At 55.0% G+C, this 22,500-nt stretch carries 22 protein-coding genes; 21 read left to right on the forward strand and 1 reads right to left on the reverse strand.

Annotated elements, in window-relative coordinates:
• Positions 1 to 26: 26 nt before the first annotated feature.
• The 7 genes from pxpB to nei all read left to right on the forward strand — a co-directional run bounded on the left by pxpB (position 27) and on the right by nei (position 5,656).
• Positions 27 to 683, forward strand: a complete 657-nt coding sequence (gene pxpB, locus KGP21_RS09040) for a 5-oxoprolinase subunit PxpB (RefSeq protein ID WP_223537987.1) — start codon at positions 27 to 29, stop codon at positions 681 to 683.
• Positions 677 to 1,603: a 5-oxoprolinase subunit PxpC gene (gene pxpC, locus KGP21_RS09045; RefSeq protein WP_223537990.1), complete on the forward strand. Its 927-nt coding sequence runs from the start codon at positions 677 to 679 to the stop codon at positions 1,601 to 1,603. The genes pxpB and pxpC overlap by 7 nt, the downstream gene beginning before the upstream one ends.
• Complete coding sequence (gene pxpA / locus KGP21_RS09050; RefSeq protein ID WP_021805280.1) at positions 1,600 to 2,337, forward strand: 5-oxoprolinase subunit PxpA; 738 nt, start codon at positions 1,600 to 1,602, stop codon at positions 2,335 to 2,337. The genes pxpC and pxpA overlap by 4 nt, the downstream gene beginning before the upstream one ends.
• A gap of 66 nt (positions 2,338 to 2,403) precedes the next feature.
• Entirely contained in the window at positions 2,404 to 3,135 is a 732-nt protein-coding gene (locus KGP21_RS09055) for a DUF969 domain-containing protein (protein WP_021805279.1), read from the forward strand.
• The gene (locus tag KGP21_RS09060) at positions 3,132 to 4,139 is read left to right on the forward strand and encodes a DUF979 domain-containing protein (RefSeq protein WP_021805278.1); all 1,008 of its coding nucleotides are present in this window, start codon (positions 3,132 to 3,134) and stop codon (positions 4,137 to 4,139) included. Before KGP21_RS09055 ends, KGP21_RS09060 begins: the two co-directional genes overlap by 4 nt.
• Positions 4,140 to 4,147: 8 nt before the next feature.
• Positions 4,148 to 4,792: a pyroglutamyl-peptidase I gene (gene pcp, locus KGP21_RS09065; protein WP_021805277.1), complete on the forward strand. Its 645-nt coding sequence runs from the start codon at positions 4,148 to 4,150 to the stop codon at positions 4,790 to 4,792.
• Positions 4,793 to 4,864: 72 nt separating this feature from the next.
• On the forward strand, positions 4,865 to 5,656 hold the full coding sequence (nei, locus tag KGP21_RS09070; protein ID WP_094982679.1) for an endonuclease VIII: 792 nt from the start codon (positions 4,865 to 4,867) through the stop codon (positions 5,654 to 5,656).
• 86 nt (positions 5,657 to 5,742) lie between these two features.
• Here nei and KGP21_RS09075 read toward each other — a convergent pair whose 3' ends face one another.
• Positions 5,743 to 7,032 (reverse strand): citrate synthase, encoded by a 1,290-nt coding sequence (locus KGP21_RS09075; protein ID WP_021805275.1) that lies wholly within the window; start codon positions 7,030 to 7,032, stop codon positions 5,743 to 5,745.
• 646 nt (positions 7,033 to 7,678) lie between these two features.
• Between KGP21_RS09075 and sdhC the strand changes: the two genes are divergently transcribed.
• The 14 genes from sdhC (at position 7,679) to tolQ (ending at position 22,500) form a co-directional block, all read left to right on the forward strand.
• Positions 7,679 to 8,068, forward strand: coding sequence for a succinate dehydrogenase cytochrome b556 subunit (sdhC, locus tag KGP21_RS09080; RefSeq protein WP_024483149.1), 390 nt, complete (start codon positions 7,679 to 7,681; stop codon positions 8,066 to 8,068).
• Positions 8,062 to 8,409: a succinate dehydrogenase membrane anchor subunit gene (gene sdhD, locus KGP21_RS09085; protein ID WP_021805273.1), complete on the forward strand. Its 348-nt coding sequence runs from the start codon at positions 8,062 to 8,064 to the stop codon at positions 8,407 to 8,409. The genes sdhC and sdhD overlap by 7 nt, the downstream gene beginning before the upstream one ends.
• Entirely contained in the window at positions 8,410 to 10,176 is a 1,767-nt protein-coding gene (gene sdhA, locus KGP21_RS09090; protein WP_021805272.1) for a succinate dehydrogenase flavoprotein subunit, read from the forward strand.
• 16 nt (positions 10,177 to 10,192) lie between these two features.
• On the forward strand, positions 10,193 to 10,909 hold the full coding sequence (locus KGP21_RS09095; protein ID WP_021805271.1) for a succinate dehydrogenase iron-sulfur subunit: 717 nt from the start codon (positions 10,193 to 10,195) through the stop codon (positions 10,907 to 10,909).
• 254 nt (positions 10,910 to 11,163) lie between these two features.
• Positions 11,164 to 13,980, forward strand: coding sequence for a 2-oxoglutarate dehydrogenase E1 component (gene sucA / locus KGP21_RS09100; protein ID WP_021805270.1), 2,817 nt, complete (start codon positions 11,164 to 11,166; stop codon positions 13,978 to 13,980).
• 10 nt (positions 13,981 to 13,990) lie between these two features.
• The gene (odhB, locus tag KGP21_RS09105) at positions 13,991 to 15,208 is read left to right on the forward strand and encodes a 2-oxoglutarate dehydrogenase complex dihydrolipoyllysine-residue succinyltransferase (protein WP_021805269.1); all 1,218 of its coding nucleotides are present in this window, start codon (positions 13,991 to 13,993) and stop codon (positions 15,206 to 15,208) included.
• A gap of 119 nt (positions 15,209 to 15,327) precedes the next feature.
• Positions 15,328 to 16,494 carry an ADP-forming succinate--CoA ligase subunit beta gene (gene sucC, locus KGP21_RS09110; protein ID WP_020825677.1) on the forward strand — a complete coding sequence of 389 codons (1,167 nt, stop codon included), beginning with the start codon at positions 15,328 to 15,330 and terminating at the stop codon, positions 16,492 to 16,494.
• On the forward strand, positions 16,494 to 17,366 hold the full coding sequence (gene sucD / locus KGP21_RS09115; protein ID WP_021805268.1) for a succinate--CoA ligase subunit alpha: 873 nt from the start codon (positions 16,494 to 16,496) through the stop codon (positions 17,364 to 17,366). The genes sucC and sucD overlap by 1 nt, the downstream gene beginning before the upstream one ends.
• 762 nt (positions 17,367 to 18,128) lie before the next feature.
• Positions 18,129 to 19,697 carry a cytochrome ubiquinol oxidase subunit I gene (gene cydA / locus KGP21_RS09120; RefSeq protein WP_021805267.1) on the forward strand — a complete coding sequence of 523 codons (1,569 nt, stop codon included), beginning with the start codon at positions 18,129 to 18,131 and terminating at the stop codon, positions 19,695 to 19,697.
• A 15-nt stretch (positions 19,698 to 19,712) separates the two neighbouring features.
• Positions 19,713 to 20,852, forward strand: coding sequence for a cytochrome d ubiquinol oxidase subunit II (gene cydB, locus KGP21_RS09125; protein ID WP_021805266.1), 1,140 nt, complete (start codon positions 19,713 to 19,715; stop codon positions 20,850 to 20,852).
• Positions 20,853 to 20,869: 17 nt separating this feature from the next.
• A complete protein-coding gene (gene cydX, locus KGP21_RS09130; protein ID WP_021805265.1) occupies positions 20,870 to 20,983 on the forward strand; it encodes a cytochrome bd-I oxidase subunit CydX in 114 nt (37 codons plus the stop codon).
• Positions 20,983 to 21,279 (forward strand): cyd operon protein YbgE, encoded by a 297-nt coding sequence (ybgE, locus tag KGP21_RS09135; RefSeq protein ID WP_021805264.1) that lies wholly within the window; start codon positions 20,983 to 20,985, stop codon positions 21,277 to 21,279. The genes cydX and ybgE overlap by 1 nt, the downstream gene beginning before the upstream one ends.
• A gap of 133 nt (positions 21,280 to 21,412) precedes the next feature.
• Positions 21,413 to 21,820: a tol-pal system-associated acyl-CoA thioesterase gene (gene ybgC / locus KGP21_RS09140; RefSeq protein ID WP_021805263.1), complete on the forward strand. Its 408-nt coding sequence runs from the start codon at positions 21,413 to 21,415 to the stop codon at positions 21,818 to 21,820.
• On the forward strand, positions 21,817 to 22,500 hold the full coding sequence (gene tolQ, locus KGP21_RS09145; protein WP_024483139.1) for a Tol-Pal system protein TolQ: 684 nt from the start codon (positions 21,817 to 21,819) through the stop codon (positions 22,498 to 22,500). The genes ybgC and tolQ overlap by 4 nt, the downstream gene beginning before the upstream one ends.

Raw genomic sequence — 22,500 nt, forward strand, 5'->3', positions numbered from 1 at the left:
AACACGACGAGTATAAGGAGATAGGGGTGCAACGAGCACAATATTACCTGCTAGGGGAACGCGCTGTAGTGCTTGAATTGGCACCCCCGGTGACGCTGCAAAGTCAGCAGCGCATCTGGGCATTGGCAGAAAAGTTGAATCACCACACTGACGTACGGGAAGTGGTGCCGGGAATGAATAACCTGACGCTGTTGCTGTATACGCCGCAGGCCGATGCCGAGGCGATGCTGGAGCTGCTGCGTCAAGGATGGGAGGGCAACGAAAGCCTGGTGCCAGAGTCCCGCGATGTCGATATCCCGGTGATCTATGGCGGCGAATATGGCCCCGACCTGGATGAGGTGGCGCGCCATACCAGCATGACGCCGCAACAGGTGGTGGAATGCCATTCGTCCACCGCGTATGTTGTTTATTTCCTGGGCTTCCAACCTGGTTTTACCTATCTGGGGGGGATGCCGGAGCGTCTGGCCACTCCTCGCCGTGCGGAACCCCGCCTGTCTGTTGCTGCGGGTTCTGTCGGGATCGGTGGCGGCCAGACGGGGATCTATCCGCTGGTCACGCCGGGCGGTTGGCAACTGATTGGCCGTACGCCGTTGGCGCTGTTTAATCCGAATGAAATGCCGCCGACGCTGCTGCGCCCAGGCGACAACGTGCGCTTTGTGCCGCAAAAGGGGGGCGTATGCTGAAGATCTTGCGAGCCGGTATTTACACCACCGTCCAGGACCTGGGGCGTAACGGTTTCCGGCGTTTGGGTATCAGCCAGGGCGGTGCTCTGGATATCCCCGCGCTGAAAATAGCCAACCTGCTGGTGGGCAATTCGCCCGAATCGGCTGGGTTGGAGATCACGCTGGGGCAATTCAGTGCCGAATTTACCCATAATGGGTGGATTGCGCTGACCGGTGCGGGCTGCGATGCTCAGTTGGACGGCAAATCTTTATGGACGGGCTGGCGCTATCCGGTAAAAAAAGGCCAGCAACTGACGCTGAAGATGCCTAAACGCGGGATGCGCAGCTATCTGGCGGTGTCTGGCGGCATCAACGTGCCGGAGATGCTGGGCTCACGCAGCACCGATCTGAAAGCGGGCTTTGGTGGATTGGAAGGCCGGCAGTTGAAAGAGGGCGATGTGTTGCCAGCGGGTAAGCCCCAGGCACTGCCGACCACGGTCATCGGCGTGAAACAGCCGCTGTTCAGCAACCGGATCAGAGTGTTGACCGGGCCAGAATATGACGAGTTCAGCCAACAGGCGCAGGACGACTTCTGGCGTACCGCCTGGCAGCTCAGCCCGCAGAGTAACCGCATGGGTTATCGCCTGCACGGCGGCAGCGCCCTGACGCGCACCACTGAACGGGAAATGCTCTCCCACGGCCTGATACCCGGCGTCATCCAGGTCCCACACAACGGCCAGCCGATCGTCTTGATGGCCGATGCTCAGACTACCGGAGGTTACCCGCGAATTGCCTGCGTAATCGAGGCGGATCTCTTCCACTTGGCGCAGATCCGTCTGGGGGATGCGCTTCACTTTATCCCCTGCACCCTGGCAGAGGCGCAGCGCGCCAAGGCCGAGCAGGATCACTTTATTCAACAGATTGCCTGGGGGGTTCAATGATCGTCGATTTGAATGCCGATCTCGGTGAAGGTTGCGCCAATGACGAAGCGCTGTTGCAGTTGGTCAGCTCGGCCAATATTGCCTGCGGCTTCCATGCCGGGGATGCCCAGACCATGCGCCAATCGGTGCGCTGGGCGTTGCAATACGGTGTGGCGATTGGTGCCCATCCCAGTTTCCCGGATCGGGAAAACTTCGGCCGCACTCGGATGCAGTTACCGGTAGAAACGGTGTATGCCCAAGTGGTGTATCAGCTGGGGGCGCTGGCCGCCATTACCCGGGCTGAAGGCGGCGTGATGGCCCATGTGAAACCGCATGGCATGCTCTACAACCAGGCGGCGGTGGAGCCGGAATTGGCGGAAGCCATTGCCCGCGCGGTGTTGGCGGTAGACCCTTCGTTGCGTCTGGTGGGGTTGGCCGGCAGTGAACTGATCCGCGCAGGTGAAAAGCTGGGGTTGGCGACGCGGCAGGAAGTGTTTGCCGATCGCGGCTATCAGGCTGATGGAACATTGGTGCCGCGTGGGCAACCAGGAGCACTGATTGCCAGTGATGAACTGGCATTGCAACAGACGCTGGAAATGGTTCGCCACCAGCGTGTACGAACCGTTGAGGGGGGCTGGGCCTCCGTCAAGGCTGAAACCGTTTGTCTGCACGGCGACGGGGAACATGCACTGGCCTATGCCAGGAAGCTGAGAGAGAGCTTTACTCAGCAGCAGATTGGCGTCAGCGCCGCATAAAAAAATAATGACTACAGCAAACACAACATTGCCCGCAAGACCGAGGGCGACAAGAGGGAAGTGAATATGGAACAAGCGGTAAACCTCTGGCCACTGATAGGCATCGCTGCCATCGTGGTTGGATTTGTATTACGTTTTAACCCGGTGCTGGTGGTGATCGCCGCCGGTATTATCACCGGGCTGGCGGCGTTGATGCCGCTGGATGTCATTTTGGAAAAGCTTGGCGAGGGCTTCCTCAATACCCGTAACCTGCCGCTGATCCTGCTGTTGCCGCTGCCGATTATCGGGCTGTTAGAGCGCCACGGTTTGAAAGAACGTGCGCAGGCGTGGATTGCCAAAATCAAAAGCGCCACCGCCGGGCGTTTACTGATCGTCTACCTGTTTGTGCGTGAAGTAACGGCGGCAATGGGGCTAACCAGCCTGGGCGGCCAACCTCAAATGGTACGTCCGCTGTTGGCACCGATGGCGGAGGGGGCCACGGAAAACCGCTATGGGGAACTGCCGGAACGTGTGCGCTATCGTCTGCGGGCAATGTCTGCCGCGACCGATAACGTCGGGCTGTTCTTTGGTGAAGATATTTTTGTCGCCTTTGGCGCGATCATCTTTATGCATAACTTTATGCTGGAATCCGGCGGCATTCAGACCGAACCGCTGCACATTGCGCTGTGGGGGATCCCAACGGCGATATTTGCCTTCCTGATCCACTCGTTCCGTTTATACCGCATGGACAAACAACTCAACGCTGAACTGAGCAAACTTAACCAGGCTGCGTTGCAGGCCAAGGGAGAAGGCCAATGATATTCCAACAACAATATCTCTATTGGCTGGCGGGGGCGGTATTACTGATCGTCGCCGCAATGTCGTTTCGCGATAAGGCCAACCCACGCCGTATTTCTACCGGCCTGTTCTGGGCCTTATACGGATTGATCTTCCTGGTGGGGGATTGGACCTATGGGCTATTTGGCTCAGGGGCTGAAGCCAAGCGTCAACTGCATATCACCGTGGGCGTATTGGTGGTGGTGATGGCTCTGATCGCCGGTTTTGGCGGTGTGCGTCTTGGTAGCTATCATCAGCGCAGCCAGCAAGAGCGCGAAACCAGTGCCAAACGCTTGGGCAACCGTCTGTTTATCCCGGCGCTGGCGATCCCGGTCGTCACGGTGATCGGCGTGCTGCTGTTCAATAACATCCCGGCCTTGCAACAGGCGGTGTTTGGCAGCGGTAACCACTCCACCTTGATTACCTTGTTCTCCATGACCCTCGGCTGTTTGCTTGGCCTGGTGATTGCGGTGAAGATGACCCGTGAGAAAATGTCGCAGCCAGTGCAGGAAGCTCGTCGTCTGCTGGATTCCATCGGCTGGGCCTTCATCCTGCCGCAAATCCTGGCGACTCTTGGCCTGCTGTTCACCGTTGCGGGCGTTGGCACGGCTATCTCCCATTTAACGCAGGAATACCTGGCGGTAGATAACCGCTTTATCGCCGTAGCGGTGTATGCCATCGGCATGGCCGTATTAACCATGATCATGGGGAACGCGTTTGCGGCTTTCCCGATTGTCACTGCGGGTATAGGTATCCCGATCCTGGTACTGCAACACGGCGGTAACCCCGCGGTGATGGCGGCTATCGGCATGTTCTCCGGCTATTGCGGCACGTTGATGACGCCAATGGCTGCTAACTTTAATATTGTACCGGCAGCGTTACTGGAGTTACCGGACAAGAATGCGGTCATCAAGGCGCAGATACCGACCGGGGTCACGTTGCTGCTGGTTAACGTATTCCTGCTTTATTTCCTGATGTTCCTCTAGGAGAACGCATGCAGAAAGTATTGATTACCGGCTTTGAGCCGTTTGGCGGCGAGCGTGTCAACCCATCCTGGGAGGTGGTGAAGCAGCTTAACGATCTGGAGCTTGGCGGGGCGCACATTATCGCGCGCCAGCTACCTTGCGTCTTCGGTGAGGCATTAACTGTGCTGAACGCGGCCATTGATGAAGTTCAGCCAGCGATGGTACTGGCGATCGGCCAGGCGGGCGGGCGCACTGACATCACGCTGGAGCGCGTCGCTATTAACGTCGATGACGCGCGTATTCCCGACAATCAGGGACAGCAGCCGATCGATCAGGCCATTGTGGCAGATGGTCCTGCGGCCTATTTCAGCACCTTGCCGATCAAGGCGGTGGTGAATGCGATGCGTGAGGCTGGCATTCCGGCCTCGGTATCACAAACCGCCGGGACCTATGTCTGCAACCATGTGATGTACGGTCTGTTGCACCGCTTAAGCGGGCAGCAGGCGGTGAAGGGCGGGTTTATCCATATCCCTTACCTGCCTGAGCAGGCGGCACAGCATCCTGGTGCGCCGAGTATGGCAGCCCAGACGGTGCTGTTTGCTTTGGAAATGGCAATTTCGATCGCCTTGCAGGTGGAGCATGACTTGAAAGTGGTGGGTGGCGCCACGCACTAAGGTCATTTATGCTACCTCCATGTTAACCCTAGGGTTCGGCTTGCCGGACCCTTTTCAATCAAGGAGTTGTCCATGCCAGAAGGGCCGGAGATCCGCCGGGCGGCAGATAAGCTGGCGGCGGTGATGATCGAGCAACCACTGACCGAAGTCTGGTTTGCTTTCCCGCAACTGAAACACTATCAGGCCGAGCTGGTCGGTGAACGTATCACTGCCATCGAACCGCGCGGTAAAGCCTTGTTAACTGATTTCTCCAACGGTTTGACCATGTACAGCCACAACCAGCTTTACGGCGTGTGGAAGGTGGTGCGAGCGGGCGAAACGCCAGAAACCAAGCGCGATCTGCGCGTGCGACTGGAGACGGCCGAGTGGGCGATTTTGTTGTATAGCGCTTCGGATATCACCATTGCGCCGCGCGGTGAGATCGAGCAACACCCGTTCTTAAAACGTATTGGTCCTGACGTGCTGGATATGGCTTTGACCGTAGAGCAGGTGGAACAGCGGCTGTTATCGCCGACGTTTTGTAAGCGCCAGTTGGGCGGAATGCTGCTGGATCAGTCTTTTCTGGCTGGCCTGGGCAATTACCTGCGAGCCGAGATTTTGTGGCAGGCAGAACTGGCACCCAAGCATAAGCCGCAGGATCTCACCCCTGATGCGCTGCATCAGTTGGCGCAGGCGCTGTTGGATATTCCACGCATTTCATATCAGACCCGTGGTCAGGTAGATGAAAATCGCCATCACGGTACGCTGTTCAGCTTCAAGGTGTTTCATCGCAGCGGTGAGCCTTGCCCGCGCTGTGGCGCGATGATCGAGAAAACGGCGCTATCTTCGCGGCCGTTCTATTGGTGCCCGGTTTGCCAGCAGTAAGCAATAAAAAACGCTGCCAGTGAGGCAGCGTTAAGTCGATAGGGTCATTAGCCGAGTTGGGGCGACTATGACGCCCCCTGCTAAGCTTACTTTTTAACCTGAGACTTGAACTCACGCTCGGCATAGCCGGTATACAGCTGACGTGGACGAGCGATCTTGATGCCTTCGTCATGCATTTCGTTCCAGTGGGCAATCCAGCCAATGGTACGGGCAATCGCGAAGATCACCGTAAACATGGAAGAAGGAATACCCATCGCTTTCAGGATGATACCTGAATAGAAATCGACGTTCGGGTACAGTTTCTTCTCGATGAAGTACGGGTCGTTCAACGCGATATGTTCCAGTTCCATCGCGACCTGCAGCAGGTTGTCGTCTTTCTTGTTCAGTTCTTTCAGCACTTCGTGACAGGTTTCACGCATCACGGTGGCGCGCGGATCGTAGTTTTTGTACACGCGGTGGCCAAAGCCCATCAGACGGAACGAGTCGTTCTTGTCTTTGGCACGTTTGATGAACTCAGGGATGTGCTCAACGGTTTTGATCTCTTCGAGCATCTTCAGTGCCGCTTCGTTGGCACCGCCGTGCGCTGGCCCCCACAGGGAAGCGATACCGGCCGCAATACAGGCAAACGGGTTGGCACCGGATGAACCGGCGGTACGCACGGTGGAGGTGGACGCGTTCTGCTCATGGTCGGCATGCAGGATCAGAATACGATCCATGGCGCGTTCCAGCACTGGGTTCACCACGTACTCTTCGCAAGGTGTAGCAAACATCATGCGCAGGAAGTTACCGGCGTAGGACAGGTCGTTGCGTGGGTAAACAAACGGCTGGCCAAGGGAATACTTGTAACACATCGCTGCCACGGTAGGCATTTTGGACAGCAGGCGGAACGCGGTGATCTCACGGTGACGTTCATTGTTGACGTCCAGCGCATCGTGATAGAACGCAGCCAGGGCACCTGTTACCCCGCACAGCACCGCCATTGGGTGCGAGTCACGGCGGAAACCACGGAACAGATGGGTGATCTGGTCGTGGATCATGGTGTGACGGGTTACCGTGGTTTTGAAGGTTTCGAACTCTTCAGCACTCGGGGTTTCGCCGTACAGCAGGATGTAGCACACCTCCAGGTAGGAGGACTCTTTTGCCAACTGCTCAATCGGGAAGCCGCGGTGCAGCAGGATACCTTTGTCGCCGTCGATGAACGTGATTTTGGATTCACAGGAAGCGGTAGAAGTAAAGCCGGGATCAAATGTGAAATAACCTTTGGAGCCCAGGGCGCGTACGTCAATAACATCAGGGCCCAGTGAAGGGGTGAGCACGCCCAGTTCGATCGGAGCTTCGCCGTTGTTGATGCTTAGCGTCGCTTTCTTATCAGTCATTTACAGTCTCCTTAACGCCTTATTTTAAAAACCTCTAACAACTGAAATACCTTAAATCTCCGCAGGTTGCCCGCAATAAAGTCGAGCGAACGCTAACTCTGTGAGCGACAGCGCATTTGCGCCGGTAGGGGACAGAGTTTGCACCAGGCGAACAAGACGGGTTAGCAGCCGTTAACGATTCATCGGGATTCGTTATTTTCTTTTAATCATTACCTACGATCTGTTTGGAATGTTAACCACATACACTATCGCTACACTGTTGCATAACTTGTGCTTAGGGGGAAGTGTATCCGGTGACCGCTAGTGCATCATAGGGTTGATTGCTGCCCTATTTGTAATGGAAATGTTGATCTCTTGTCAAATCAGATAATTAATTTCGTGCTAAATGTAATAATCGTGATCTAAATCACTGTTCTGGGGAAATGTGACCAAAGGGATTGTATGGGAATTGTAATAAGAATGTGAACCTCCTATACTGCCGCCAGGTCTCCGGATTACCCTGAAGTAGGAGCACCCAGCGTTATCACTACGCGCCGTTTAAGCACTAGGATGTCGATGTTTGAGCGCGTGAGGTGTAAGAGTGAAAGCTCTTGGACGCTGTCTGATCCCCACCCAGGCCCGGAGGAAGGAAAATAATAAGAGCTGTGTGGGCAAAACCGTGAAAAAACAAAGACCTGTCAATCTGGATCTGCAAACGATCCGGTTTCCTGTAACTGCGATAGCGTCCATCTTACACCGAGTCTCTGGCGTAATTACTTTCGTTGCCGTGGGCATTCTCCTCTGGCTGCTGGGTATCTCTCTCTCTTCTCAAGAGGGCTTCCTGCACGCTGCCGCCATCATGAATAGCTTCTTCGTGAAATTCATTTTCTGGGGGATCCTCACCGCGTTGGCCTATCACATTTGCGGTGGCATTCGTCACTTGTTAATGGATTTTGGCTATATCGAAGAGAGTTTAGCCGCAGGTACCCGTTCTGCCCAGGTGGCGTTCGGTCTGACCGTCGTGCTGTCAATTCTGGCTGGAGTCCTCGTATGGTAAGCAACGTTTCTGCATTAGGACGTAACGGCGTACACGACTGGTTGTTACTGCGTGCTTCCGCCATCGTCATCACCCTGTATGTGCTCTATATCCTGGGCTTCGTCGTTACGGCTCCGGACATCACCTATGAAATCTGGCGCGGCTTCTTCGCCACCTCCATTACGAAAGTATTCACCTTGCTGACATTGCTGTCGATCCTGGTTCACGCCTGGGTGGGAATGTGGCAGGTGCTGACGGACTATATCAAGCCACTGGCGTTACGCCTGGTGCTGCAACTGGCGATTGTCGTCACGTTGCTGGTCTATTTACTGTACGGAACAATCGTCGTGTGGGGTGCTTAAATGAAACTGCCAATCAGAGAGTTTGATGCAGTTGTTATCGGTGCTGGTGGCGCAGGTATGCGCGCGGCGCTGCAGATTTCCCAGGCGGGCTCAACCTGTGCCCTGCTTTCCAAAGTATTCCCGACCCGTTCCCATACCGTGTCTGCACAAGGTGGCATTACCGTAGCCTTGGGCAATAACCACGAAGACAACTGGGAATGGCATATGTACGACACGGTGAAGGGTTCCGACTATATCGGTGACCAGGACGCCATTGAATATATGTGTAAAACCGGCCCGGAAGCGATTCTGGAGTTGGAACACATGGGCCTGCCGTTCTCCCGTCTGGACGATGGCCGCATTTATCAACGCCCGTTTGGCGGCCAGTCACTGAACTTTGGTGGCGAGCAGGCGGCCCGTACCGCTGCGGCGGCGGACCGTACCGGTCACGCGTTGTTGCACACCCTTTATCAGCAGAACCTGAAAAACCACACCACCATCTTCTCCGAGTGGTATGCGCTGGATCTGGTGAAAAACCAGGATGGTGCGGTAGTCGGTACCACCGCTATCTGTATCGAAACCGGTGAAGTCGTGTACTTCAAGGCCAAGGCAACCATTCTGGCTACCGGTGGGGCAGGTCGTATTTACCAATCCACCACCAACGCCCACATCAATACCGGTGACGGTGTCGGTATGGCGCTGCGTGCCGGTGTACCGGTGCAGGATATGGAAATGTGGCAGTTCCACCCAACCGGCATTGCCGGGGCTGGTGTACTGGTCACCGAAGGTTGTCGCGGTGAAGGTGGTTACCTGCTGAACAAACATGGCGAACGTTTCATGGAACGTTATGCGCCAAATGCCAAAGATCTGGCGGGCCGTGACGTAGTGGCACGTTCGATCATGATTGAGATCCGTGAAGGCCGCGGCTGTGACGGTCCTTGGGGCCCACATGCCAAGCTGAAATTGGACCACCTGGGTAAAGAAGTGCTGGAGTCCCGCCTGCCGGGTATTCTGGAACTGTCCCGTACCTTCGCCCACGTCGATCCGGTGAAAGAGCCGATCCCGGTCATTCCAACCTGCCACTATATGATGGGCGGTATTCCGACCAAAGTGACCGGCCAGGCGCTGACCGTGAACGAGAAAGGCGAAGACGTGGTGATCCCGGGCCTGTTCGCGGTAGGTGAAATTGCCTGCGTATCGGTACACGGTGCCAACCGTCTGGGCGGCAACTCGCTGCTGGATCTGGTGGTATTTGGTCGCTCTGCCGGTATGCACCTGCAAGAGTCGTTGGCAGAGCAGGGCGATAGCCGCGAAGCCAGCGAATCGGACGTCGAGGCTTCACTGGATCGTCTGAACCGTTGGAACAACACCCGTTCTGGTGAAGATCCGGTGGAAATTCGTAAGGCACTGCAATCCTGTATGCAGCATAACTTCTCGGTGTTCCGCGAAGGTGATGCGATGGCGAAAGGGTTGGAAGAGCTGAAAGTGATCCGTGAACGTCTGAAGAACGCACGCCTGGATGATACCTCCAGCGAATTCAACACCCAGCGCATCGAATGCCTGGAGTTGGATAACCTGATGGAGACCGCGTATTCCACCGCCGTGTCGGCCAACTTCCGTACCGAGAGCCGTGGCGCGCATAGCCGCTTCGACTTCCCGGAGCGTGACGATGCCAACTGGCTGTGCCATTCGCTGTATCTGCCGCAATCGGAAAGCATGACGCGTCGTGAAGTGAACATGCAACCGAAGCTGCGCGCGGCATTCCCGCCGAAAGTGCGTTCTTACTAATTGCGGAGCTCGATTGATGAAACTTGAATTCTCTATCTATCGCTACAATCCGGATGTCGATAGCGCCCCGCATATGCAGGACTACAGCCTGGAAGCGGAAGAAGGCCGTGACATGATGCTGCTGGATGCGTTGATCCAGCTGAAAGAAAAGGACCCGACCTTATCTTTCCGCCGCTCTTGCCGTGAAGGCGTGTGCGGTTCAGACGGCATCAATATGAACGGTAAGAACGGTCTGGCCTGTATCACCCCGGTCTCGTCGTTGCGTAAAGGCAACAACAAGATTGTGATCCGCCCGCTACCGGGGTTACCGGTGGTACGTGATCTGGTGGTGGATATGGGGCAGTTCTATACCCAGTATGAAAAAATCAAGCCGTTCTTGATTAATGATGGCAAGAATCCTCCGGCGCGTGAGCACCTGCAAACGCCGGATCAGCGGGAAAAACTGGATGGATTGTACGAATGTATTCTCTGTGCCTGTTGCTCCACCTCTTGCCCATCGTTCTGGTGGAACCCTGACAAGTTTGTTGGCCCGGCCGGTCTGTTGGCGGCGTACCGCTTCCTGATCGACAGCCGTGATACGGAAACTGAAGCACGATTGGACGATCTGAACGACGCTTTCAGTGTTTTCCGCTGCCATAGCATTATGAATTGTGTCAGTGTATGTCCTAAGGGCTTGAATCCGACCCGTGCAATTGGTCATATCAAGTCTATGCTGCTGCAACGAGGCGCATAAACAGAACGAGATGCTGCGCCGGTGGCTTTACCGGCGCACATCCCAAGAGGGTATCTCTAAAAACTGACCCGTGATTGTGGTTAAAGGCAATCAGGTTTGTCCCGCCGGTTTTTAGAGGTTCCTTGTATGGGGCCGCAAGGTCCAAAACAGAACGTGCACTTGTATAAGCACGTCTAGTGAACCGTTAAGCGTACCATTACGGTAATTATGTTAACCACGGCGAAAACTGAAGCTTTAAAGCTTAAGGGATCAAAATGCAGAACGGCGCAATGAAGGCCTGGCTGGATTCCTCCTATCTGGCGGGCGCGAACCAGTCCTACATAGAGCAGCTCTATGAAGACTTTTTAACCGATCCGAGTTCCGTTGAAGATAGTTGGCGTTCGATTTTCCAGCAACTACCAACTGCGGGTGTCAAACCCGATCAGCTCCACTCCCAAACGCGAGATTACTTCCGCCGCCTGGCGAAAGATTCTGCTCGTTATAACACCACCATCAACGATCCTGAAACCGATGCCAAGCAGGTCAAGGTATTGCAGCTGATCAACGCCTTCCGCTTCCGTGGGCATCAGCACGCCAACCTCGACCCGTTAGACCTGTGGAAGCAGGAGCGCGTTCCCGATCTCGATCCGGCGTACCACAACCTGACCGAAGCCGACTTCCAGGAAACCTTCAACGTGGGTTCTTTTGCCATCGGCAAAGAAACCATGAAGCTGAGCGATCTGTACGCGGCGCTGAAGCAGACCTACTGCGGTTCGATCGGTGCCGAGTATATGCACATCACCAACACCGAAGAGAAACGCTGGATCCAGCAGCGCATTGAATCGGTAGCGGGGCGTGCCAGCTTCACCACCGATGAGAAACGCCGTTTCCTGAGCGAACTGACGGCGGCCGAAGGGCTGGAGCGTTACCTGGGTGCCAAATTCCCTGGGGCCAAACGCTTCTCGCTGGAAGGTGGCGATGCGCTGGTGCCGATGCTGAAAGAAATGGTGCGTCACGCAGGCAAAAACGGCACGCGTGAAGTGGTGCTGGGCATGGCCCACCGTGGCCGTCTGAACGTGTTGATCAACGTGCTGGGTAAAAAACCGGCCGACCTGTTCGACGAGTTTGCCGGCAAGCATAAAGAACACCTGGGCACCGGTGACGTGAAATATCACCAGGGCTTCTCTTCCGACGTGGAAACCGAAGGCGGCATGGTTCACCTGGCGCTGGCGTTTAACCCGTCGCACCTGGAAATCGTCAGCCCGGTTGTCATGGGGTCTGTACGTGCCCGCCGCGACCGTCTGGACGAAGCGCGCAGCAACATGGTGCTGCCAATCACCATTCATGGTGACGCAGCAATCACCGGGCAGGGCGTGGTTCAGGAAACCCTGAACATGTCGCAGGCTCGCGGTTATGAAGTGGGCGGTACGGTGCGTATCGTCATCAACAACCAGGTTGGCTTCACTACCTCCAACCCGTTGGATGCGCGTTCTACCCAATACTGTACCGATATTGCCAAGATGGTGCAGGCTCCTATCTTCCACGTGAATGCCGATGATCCGGAAGCGGTGGCCTTTGTCACTCGTCTGGCGTTGGATTTCCGTAACACCTTTAAACGTGACGTGATGATCGATCTGGTCTGCTACCGTCGCCATGGGCATAACGAGGCCGATGAGCCAAGTGCTACCCAGCCGGTGATGTACCAGAAGATCAAGAAACACCCAACGCCACGCAAAATCTACGCTGACGTACTGACCGAACAGAAGGTTGCCAGCCTGGAAGATGCCACGGAAATGGTCAACCTGTATCGCGATGCTCTCGATCGCGGTGACTGCGTGGTTGAAGAGTGGCGTCCGATGAACCTGCACTCCTTTACCTGGTCGCCATACCTGAATCATGAGTGGGACGAAGAGTACCCAAGCAAGGTTGAGATGAAGCGCCTGCAGGAACTGGCTCGCCGCATCAGCAGCGTACCGGAAGCGATCGAAATGCAGTCGCGCGTGGCGAAAATCTACGGCGATCGTGCCGAGATGGCCGCAGGCAACAAGCCGTTTGACTGGGGCGCAGCGGAAACGCTGGCTTACGCCACCATGGCTGATGAAGGCATCCCAATCCGTATTTCCGGTGAAGATGCTGGCCGTGGCACCTTCTTCCACCGCCATGCGGTGGTGCACAACCAGAAAAATGGTTCTGTCTATGTCCCGCTGGCGAATATCCACAGCGGCCAGGGCGAATTCAAAGTCTGGGACTCGGTGCTGTCTGAAGAAGCCGTTCTGGCATTCGAATATGGCTACGCCACCGCAGAGCCGCGCACCCTGACCATCTGGGAAGCGCAGTTTGGTGACTTTGCCAACGGTGCTCAGGTCGTGATCGACCAGTTCATCAGCTCCGGTGAGCAGAAATGGGGCCGTATGTGTGGCCTGGTGATGCTGCTGCCGCATGGTTACGAAGGCCAGGGCCCAGAGCACTCCTCTGCGCGTCTGGAACGTTACCTGCAGCTGTGTGCAGAACAGAACATGCAGGTGTGCATCCCGTCCACTCCGGCACAGGTTTACCATATGCTGCGCCGTCAGGCGTTGCGCGGTATGCGCCGTCCGCTGGTGGTGATGTCACCGAAGTCCTTGCTGCGTCATCCGCTGGCAGTCTCTTCCCTGGAAGAGCTGGCAAACGGCACCTTCCAACCGGCCATCGGCGAAATTGACGAGCTGGATGCCAAAGCGGTAAAACGCGTGGTGCTGTGTTCTGGTAAGGTTTATTACGATCTGCTGGAGCAACGCCGCAAGAACGACCAGAAAGACGTGGCCATCGTACGTATCGAGCAGCTGTATCCGTTCCCGCATCAGGCCGTTCAAGCGGTATTGGAACAGTATGCCCACGTGCATGATTTCGTCTGGTGTCAGGAAGAGCCGTTGAACCAGGGTGCCTGGTATTGCAGCCAACACAATTTCCGTGAAGTGATCCCGTTTGGGGCCTCTTTACGTTACGCAGGACGTCCAGCCTCTGCCTCTCCGGCGGTGGGTTATATGTCCGTACACCAGAAGCAGCAGCAGGCTCTGGTGAATGACGCGCTGAATATTGAAGAAAAAATTTAAAGGAAAGCTAATGAGTAGCGTAGATATTCTGGTTCCTGACCTCCCTGAATCCGTTGCCGATGCGACCGTCGCCACCTGGCATAAAAAACCGGGTGACACCGTTCAGCGTGACGAAGTGCTGGTTGAAATTGAAACCGACAAAGTCGTATTGGAAGTGCCTGCCAGTGAAGCCGGCGTACTGGAAGCGATCCTGGAAGACGAAGGCGCAACCGTGACTTCACGTCAGCTTCTCGGGCGTATCCGTCAGGGTGACAGCTCTGGCAAGCCGACCGAAGCGAAAGCTCAGAGCGTTGAATCAACTCCGGCACAGCGTGCAACCGCCAGCCTGGAAGAAGAGAACAACGACGCACTCAGCCCGGCGATCCGCCGCCTGATTGCCGAACACGATCTCGATGCTGCCGCCATCAAAGGCAGCGGCGTGGGTGGCCGTATCACGCGTGAAGACGTAGAAGCGCACCTGGCTGCCAGCAAGAAAGCGGCACCGGCTGCAGCAGCCCCAGCGGCGGCACCTCAGCCAGCCTTGGGCGGTCGTAGCGAAAAACGTGTCCCTATGACCCGCCTGCGCAAACGCGTGGCCGAGCGCCTGTTGGAAGCGAAGAACAGCACCGCGATGCTGACCACCTTCAACGAAATCAACATGCAGCCGATCATGGATCTGCGCAAGCAGTACGGTGAAGCCTTCGAAAAACGCCACGGCGTACGTCTGGGCTTTATGTCCTTCTACATCAAAGCGGTAGTCGAAGCGCTGAAACGCTTCCCGGAAGTGAACGCCTCTATCGACGGCAGCGACGTGGTTTACCACAACTACTTCGATATCAGCATTGCGGTTTCGACCCCGCGCGGCCTGGTAACCCCGGTACTGCGTGACGTTGACTCCATGAGCATGGCGGACATCGAGAAGAAAATCAAAGAGCTGGCGATCAAAGGCCGTGACGGCAAATTGACCGTGGAAGAACTGACCGGCGGTAACTTCACCATTACCAACGGCGGCGTCTTCGGTTCATTGATGTCCACCCCGATCATCAACCCACCGCAGAGCGCCATCCTGGGTATGCACGCCATCAAGGATCGCCCGATGGCGGTCAATGGTCAGGTCGTGATCCAGCCGATGATGTATCTGGCTCTGTCTTACGATCATCGTCTGATCGATGGCAAAGAGTCGGTGAGTTATCTGGTAACGGTGAAAGACATGCTGGAAGATCCGGCTCGTCTGCTGCTGGACGTTTAATCCTTGCAAGGGCGTGGTTTTTGCCGCGCCCACACCCTGTGCTATGTGGCCGATAAGTCATGCGGAATACCGCGAAAGTGACCCGGCTAAAACTTTCTGACCTGAATGGATAGAACATCATGAATTTACACGAATATCAGGCAAAACAGCTGTTTGCTCGGTATGGCATGCCAGCACCAACCGGTTACGCCTGTACCACTCCGCGTGAAGCAGAAGAAGCCGCATCTAAAATCGGCTCCGGCCCGTGGGTGGTAAAATGTCAGGTTCATGCTGGCGGCCGTGGTAAAGCTGGTGGCGTTAAAGTCGTTAACAGCAAAGAAGATATCCGTGCTTTTGCCGAAGCCTGGCTGGGTAAACGCCTGGTGACTTACCAGACCGATGCGCTGGGCCAGCCGGTTCACCAGATCCTGGTAGAAGCGGCCACCGATATCGACAAAGAGCTGTATCTGGGGGCGGTAGTTGACCGTGCCAGCCGTCGCGTAGTGTTTATGGCTTCTACTGAAGGCGGCGTTGAAATTGAGAAAGTTGCGGAAGAGACCCCGGAACTGATCCACAAAATGACCATCGACCCACTGGCAGGCCCACAGCCTTACCAGGGGCGTGAGCTGGCGTTCAAACTGGGCCTGACCGGTAAGCAAGTCGGCCAGTTTGCCAAAATCTTTATGGGCCTGGCAACGTTGTTCCTGGAGCGCGATCTGGCGATGGTTGAGATCAACCCGCTGGTAGTGACCAAGCAGGGCGATCTGATCTGCCTGGACGGTAAGCTGGGTGCCGATGGCAATGCCCTGTTCCGTCAGCCTGAACTGCGTGAAATGCGTGACCTTTCTCAGGAAGACGAGCGTGAATCCCGTGCGGCCCAGTGGGAGCTGAACTATGTTGCCCTCGACGGTAATATCGGTTGCATGGTGAACGGTGCCGGTCTGGCGATGGGTACCATGGACATCGTGAAACTGCACGGTGGCGAACCAGCCAACTTCCTGGATGTAGGCGGTGGCGCAACCAAAGAGCGCGTGACCGAAGCCTTCAAAATCATCCTGTCTGACGACAAGGTGAAAGCGGTGTTGGTGAACATCTTCGGTGGCATCGTGCGTTGCGATCTGATCGCTGACGGTATCATTGGCGCGGTAGCCGAAGTGGGCGTTAACGTCCCGGTGGTCGTGCGCCTGGAAGGGAACAACGCCGAACTGGGCGCCAAGAAACTGGCGGACAGCGGTTTGAATATCATTGCTGCGACCAGCCTGACTGATGCGGCTCAGCAAGTTGTTGCGGCAGTGGAGGGTAAATAATGTCCATTTTAATCGATAAAAACACCAAAGTAATCTGCCAGGGTTTCACCGGTAGCCAGGGTACCTTCCACTCCGAACAAGCTATCGCTTACGGCACCAAAATGGTGGGGGGCGTGACTCCGGGCAAAGGCGGTACTGAGCACCTGGGTCTGCCAGTGTTCAACACCGTGCGTGAAGCTGTTGAAGCGACCGGTGCTACCGCGTCTGTTATCTACGTGCCAGCGCCATTCTGCAAAGACTCCATTCTGGAAGCCATCGATGCAGGCATCAAACTGATCATCACCATCACCGAAGGCATCCCAACTCTGGATATGCTGACCGTGAAAGTGAAGCTGGATGAAGCCGGTGTGCGCATGATCGGCCCGAACTGCCCAGGTGTGATCACCCCGGGCGAATGCAAGATCGGTATCATGCCTGGCCATATTCACCTGCCAGGCAAGGTGGGTATCGTTTCCCGTTCAGGTACTCTGACCTATGAAGCGGTAAAACAAACCACTGACGCCGGTCTGGGGCAGTCTACCTGCGTAGGTATCGGCGGTGACCCGATCCCGGGTTCCAACTTTATCGATATTCTGAAGTTGTTCCAGGAAGATCCGCAGACCGAAGCTATCGTGATGATTGGTGAGATTGGCGGCAGCGCGGAAGAAGAAGCGGCAGCCTATATCAAAGAGCACGTCACCAAGCCGGTAGTCGGCTATATCGCCGGTGTTACTGCACCGAAAGGCAAGCGTATGGGCCATGCTGGCGCCATCATTGCCGGCGGCAAAGGGACTGCGGATGAGAAGTTCGCGGCTCTGGAAGCGGCAGGGGTGAAAACCGTACGCAGCCTGGCTGATATCGGTGATGCAGTGAAGGCGATCCTGAATCGTTAGTACCGTATAGCAAATAATAATATCTCGACATGTTTGGCCGCCTTTGGGCGGCCTTTTTTGTATGTCACTGAGAGAGAAGGGCGTTTTGCAAGGCATTGTTGCTGGAGGTGCGAGCCGACCACTCAGTGCTTGCAGGTTCTGGGATCAACCTCGCAACATGGTCTATGATTACTTAGCAAAAAGCAGATTTGTGAGTTAACTCACTGCAATCGTCATTGGAAATAAAAAGTTAATATCTATCGAATGGTAATGCTGAAGTAATACAATTGGGGGTATTTTAAATTACATTTATTTAACACAAAGATATCAATAAAAAACAATTAAACCATTGCTTAACATGGGCGCTGGGAAATTACAGCAAATTGCGTAATGAGCCTAGCAATAATATGCAGATAGGCTTAAATTGTTTTAGATCAATATTGGCCTGGCTACCTATTTAGGCTGATTTTTGACCTGTAGCCAAAAGTCCAACCTGTGTCACGCAAATACCTATTTATTGTATGGGCTTTGGCGAGTATCATGCCACTGTGTAATTACGGATGGTTGATCTTGTTGCATTTGTTACCCGCTGTCGGTTTTCATTGGTGCGTTTTGCTCCCGTCCCTCGTGGTCTGGCTCTGAACGTGCGGTTGAAAGCGGAGAGGCTGGATCAAATTTTGTTGTGTTTAAGGGCATTCACTGCGGGGCGTTACCGGCTACTCTTTCGGGAGTAATACCGATAACCGCAAGTCGGAGTCTTCCTGCGAGGAGCAAGGAGTCAAGATGTTTGATATTGTCGAACTGTCGCGCTTACAGTTTGCTTTAACGGCGATGTACCACTTCCTATTTGTCCCATTAACGCTGGGTATGGCGTTTTTGCTGGCAATTATGGAAACGGTATATGTGCTGTCCGGCAAACAAATTTATAAAGATATGACCAAATTCTGGGGCAAGTTATTTGCAATCAACTTTGCTCTGGGTGTGGCCACCGGGTTGACCATGGAGTTCCAGTTCGGGACCAACTGGTCATACTTCTCTCATTACGTCGGTGACATCTTCGGGGCCCCGCTGGCTATCGAAGGTCTGATGGCGTTCTTCCTGGAATCGACGCTGGTCGGTCTGTTCTTCTTCGGGTGGGATCGCCTGAGCAAGATCCAGCACATGACGGTCACCTGGTTTGTTGCCCTCGGCTCAAACCTGTCTGCGTTGTGGATCCTGGTCGCCAACGGCTGGATGCAAAACCCAATCGCCTCCGACTTCAACTTTGAAACCATGCGCATGGAGATGCTCAGCTTCTCCGAGCTGGTTTTGAACCCGGTCGCTCAGGTGAAGTTTGTTCACACCGTGGCCTCAGGCTACACCACCGGTGCGATGTTCGTGCTGGGTATCAGCTCCTACTATCTGCTGAAAGGGCGTGACGTTGCTTTTGCCAAGCGTTCGTTCGCCATTGCTGCCAGCTTCGGTATGGCTGCGATCCTTTCTGTTATCGTACTGGGTGATGAATCCGGTTACGAAATGGGGGATGTGCAGAAAACCAAACTGGCTGCCATTGAAGCCGAATGGGAAACTCAACCGGCTCCGGCCGCATTTACCCTGTTCGGCATCCCGAACCAGGAGAAAATGGAGAACTCCTTCGCGATTCAAATTCCTTGGGCGCTCGGCCTGATTGCTACCCGTTCTATCGACACCCCGGTTATCGGCCTGCGCGAACTGATGGCACAGCACCAGGTGCGTATCCGTAACGGTATGAAAGCTTACCAACTGCTGGAAGAACTGCGTGGCGGTAACACCGATCCAGCAGTGCGCACCGCATTCAACGATACCAAACAGGATCTGGGTTACGGCATGCTGCTCAAGCGCTACACCGAAAACGTCACCGACGCGACGGAAGCGCAGATCCAGCAGGCAACCAAAGACTCTATCCCACGCGTTGCTCCACTGTACTTCGCCTTCCGTATCATGGTGGCCTGTGGTGTGCTGATGCTGTTTATTATCGGCCTGTCATTCTTGAGCGTGGTACGTGGTCGTATCGGTCAGAAGAAATGGCTGCTTCGCGCTGCGTTGTTCGGCCTGCCATTACCATGGATTGCCGTTGAAGCGGGCTGGTTCGTGGCGGAGTATGGCCGTCAGCCGTGGGCGATAGGTGAGGTGCTGCCAACCGCAGTCGCCACCTCTTCGCTGACCGCAGGCGACATTCTGTTCTCGATGGGGCTGATATGCGGCTTGTACACCCTGTTCCTGGTGGCTGAAATGTACCTGATGTTCAAGTTTGCACGTCTGGGTCCAAGCAGCCTGAAAACTGGCCGCTACCACTTTGAACAACCGACTGCCGCCGTGCAGGAAGCGCGCTAAACAGGAGTCCAAGATATGTTTGATTACGAAGTACTGCGATTTATCTGGTGGCTCCTGGTTGGCATCCTGCTGATCGGTTTCGCCGTCACCGATGGTTTCGATATGGGTGTCGGTATACTGATGCGCATTATCGGTAAAACCGATACCGAGCGCCGGGTCATGATCAACGCGATTGCCCCGCACTGGGACGGTAACCAGGTGTGGCTGATCACCGCCGGTGGCGCATTGTTCGCCGCCTGGCCAATGGTCTATGCTGCCGCGTTCTCTGGTTTCTATGTGGCCATGATCCTGGTGCTGGCTGCCTTGTTCTTCCGCCCGGTCGGTTTTGACTACCGCTCGAAGCTGGAGAACAGCACCTGGCGTAACATGTGGGACTGGGGCATCTTTGTCGGTAGCTTCGTGCCTGCGGTGGTGTTCGGCGTGGCGTTCGGTAACCTGTTACAGGGCGTACCGTTCCATATCGATGAATATCTGCGTCTGTTCTATACCGGCAACTTCTTCCAACTGTTGAACCCGTTTGGTTTGCTGGCCGGTATTGTCAGCCTGACCATGCTGGTGACCCAGGGGGCCACCTACCTGCAGATGCGTACCACTGCCGAGATTCACCTGCGCTCACGCGCTGCAGCGCAGATTTCTGCGCTGGTGATGGGCGTATGCTTCCTGTTGGCGGGTATCTGGCTGGTGAAAGGTATCGACGGTTTCGTGATCACCTCAGCACTGGATACGGCAGCGGAATCCAACCCACTGCGTAAAGAAGTCGCTCATCAGGCGGGTGCCTGGTTGATCAACTTCAACAAGTATCCATCCCTGTGGGCACTGCCGGCGTTGGGCGTGGTTCTGCCACTGTTCACTATCCTGTTTGCCCGTTTGGACAAAGCTGCGATGGCGTTCCTGAGTTCATCACTGACGATTGCCTGTGTGATCCTGACGGCTGGGGTAACCATGTTCCCGTTCGTTATGCCATCAAGCACCGTGCCTAACGTCAGCCTGACCATGTGGGATGCGACTTCCAGCCTGTTCACACTGCAGGTGATGACCGTTGTTGCCATTATCTTCGTGCCAATCGTTCTGGCGTACACCGCTTGGGCGTACTACAAAATGTTTGGGCGTCTGGATAAGAACTTCATCGAAAAAAATAAGCATTCGCTGTACTAAGCAAAAGGAGCTAAACCATGTGGTATTTTGCCTGGATCCTCGGAACGCTTCTTGCCTGTGCCTTCGGTATCATCACGGCGCTGGCGCTTGAGCACAGTGAAGATTCAAAAGCGCAGCAAGACGGTAAGTGATGAGTTCGTCACTGGTGGATAAGCTGTACGCTATCACCGACAAGGGCCCGGTTCGGGCCCTTTCATTGGTGCTGGCGGTGATTTTGGCGGGATGTATCTTTTGGGATCCTAGCCGCTTTGCAGCACGTACCAGCTCATTAGAGATTTGGCAGGGTATCTTGCTGATCTGGGCAGTATGTGCAGGCATTGTTCACGGTGTCGGCTTCCGATCACAGAGCACGTTTTGGCGTGCATTTTTCGCGCCATTACCTGCAATTGTGATCCTGGCCGCAGGATTACTTTACGTTTCTTTATAATCTATTACGCATCCCCCCGGTTATGGGCCGTTCAGGCCCATAATTATTTTCATTCCCATTCAGTAACCCATTCCCAACCCGATCCGTCTTGCGTATAGTAGCAATCGTTCAATTGCCTTGGTTTGGAAGTCTCGTGAGTAATAAGTTGTTTCGATGGCCGGTTCGTGTTTACTTTGAAGACACCGATGCCGGTGGTGTGGTCTACCATGCCCGTTACGTCGCTTTTTATGAAAGAGCGCGCACCGAGATGCTGCGTCAACATAACTTTCATCAACAGCAGCTGCTCAGTGAAGAACATGTCGCTTTCGCTGTCCGGCGTATGACGGTGGATTATCTGTCACCAGCTCGTCTTGACGATCTGCTGGAAGTGCAGAGCAAAATCACTTCAATACGCGGGGCTTCTCTTACGTTTGCTCAACGCATTGTTAATTCTGACGGTACTCTCTTGAGTCAGGCCGATGTATTGATTGCATGCATTGATCCACACCAAATGAAGCCGATAGCGCTTCCTAAGTCTATTGTCGCGGAGTTTAAGCAGTGACTGACATGAACATCCTAGATCTATTCTTGAAGGCGAGCCTGCTGGTCAAGTTTATCATGCTGATTTTGATATGCTTTTCAGTGGCCTCTTGGGCGATTATCATCCAGCGTACCCGCATCCTCAATGCGGCCACTCGCGACGCCGAAGCCTTCGAAGACAAATTCTGGTCTGGTATCGAGCTTTCTCGTCTGTATCAGGAAAGCCAGGCGCGTCGCGATAGCCTGACTGGCTCAGAGCAGATTTTCCATTCCGGTTTCAAAGAGTTTGCCCGTTTGCACCGCGCTAACAGCCATGCGCCGGAGTCGGTGATCGAAGGCGCAACGCGTGCGATGCGTATTTCGATGAATCGTGAGCTGGAAACGCTGGAAAACCATATTCCTTTCCTCGGCACCGTGGGTTCCATCAGCCCGTATATCGGCCTGTTTGGTACCGTGTGGGGGATCATGCACGCCTTTATCGCCTTGGGTGCGGTAAAACAAGCCACCTTGCAGATGGTAGCACCGGGTATCGCCGAAGCGTTGATCGCTACGGCCATCGGTCTGTTTGCCGCGATCCCTGCCGTTATGGCCTATAACCGCCTAAATCAGCGCGTTAACAAGCTTGAGCAGAATTACGACAACTTTATGGAAGAGTTCACCGCTATTCTGCATCGTCAGGCCTTCTCCAGCGACAGCAAATAA

The sequence above is a fragment of the Serratia sp. JSRIV004 genome, assembly GCF_019968705.1.
Classification (GTDB): domain Bacteria; phylum Pseudomonadota; class Gammaproteobacteria; order Enterobacterales; family Enterobacteriaceae; genus Chania; species Chania fonticola_B.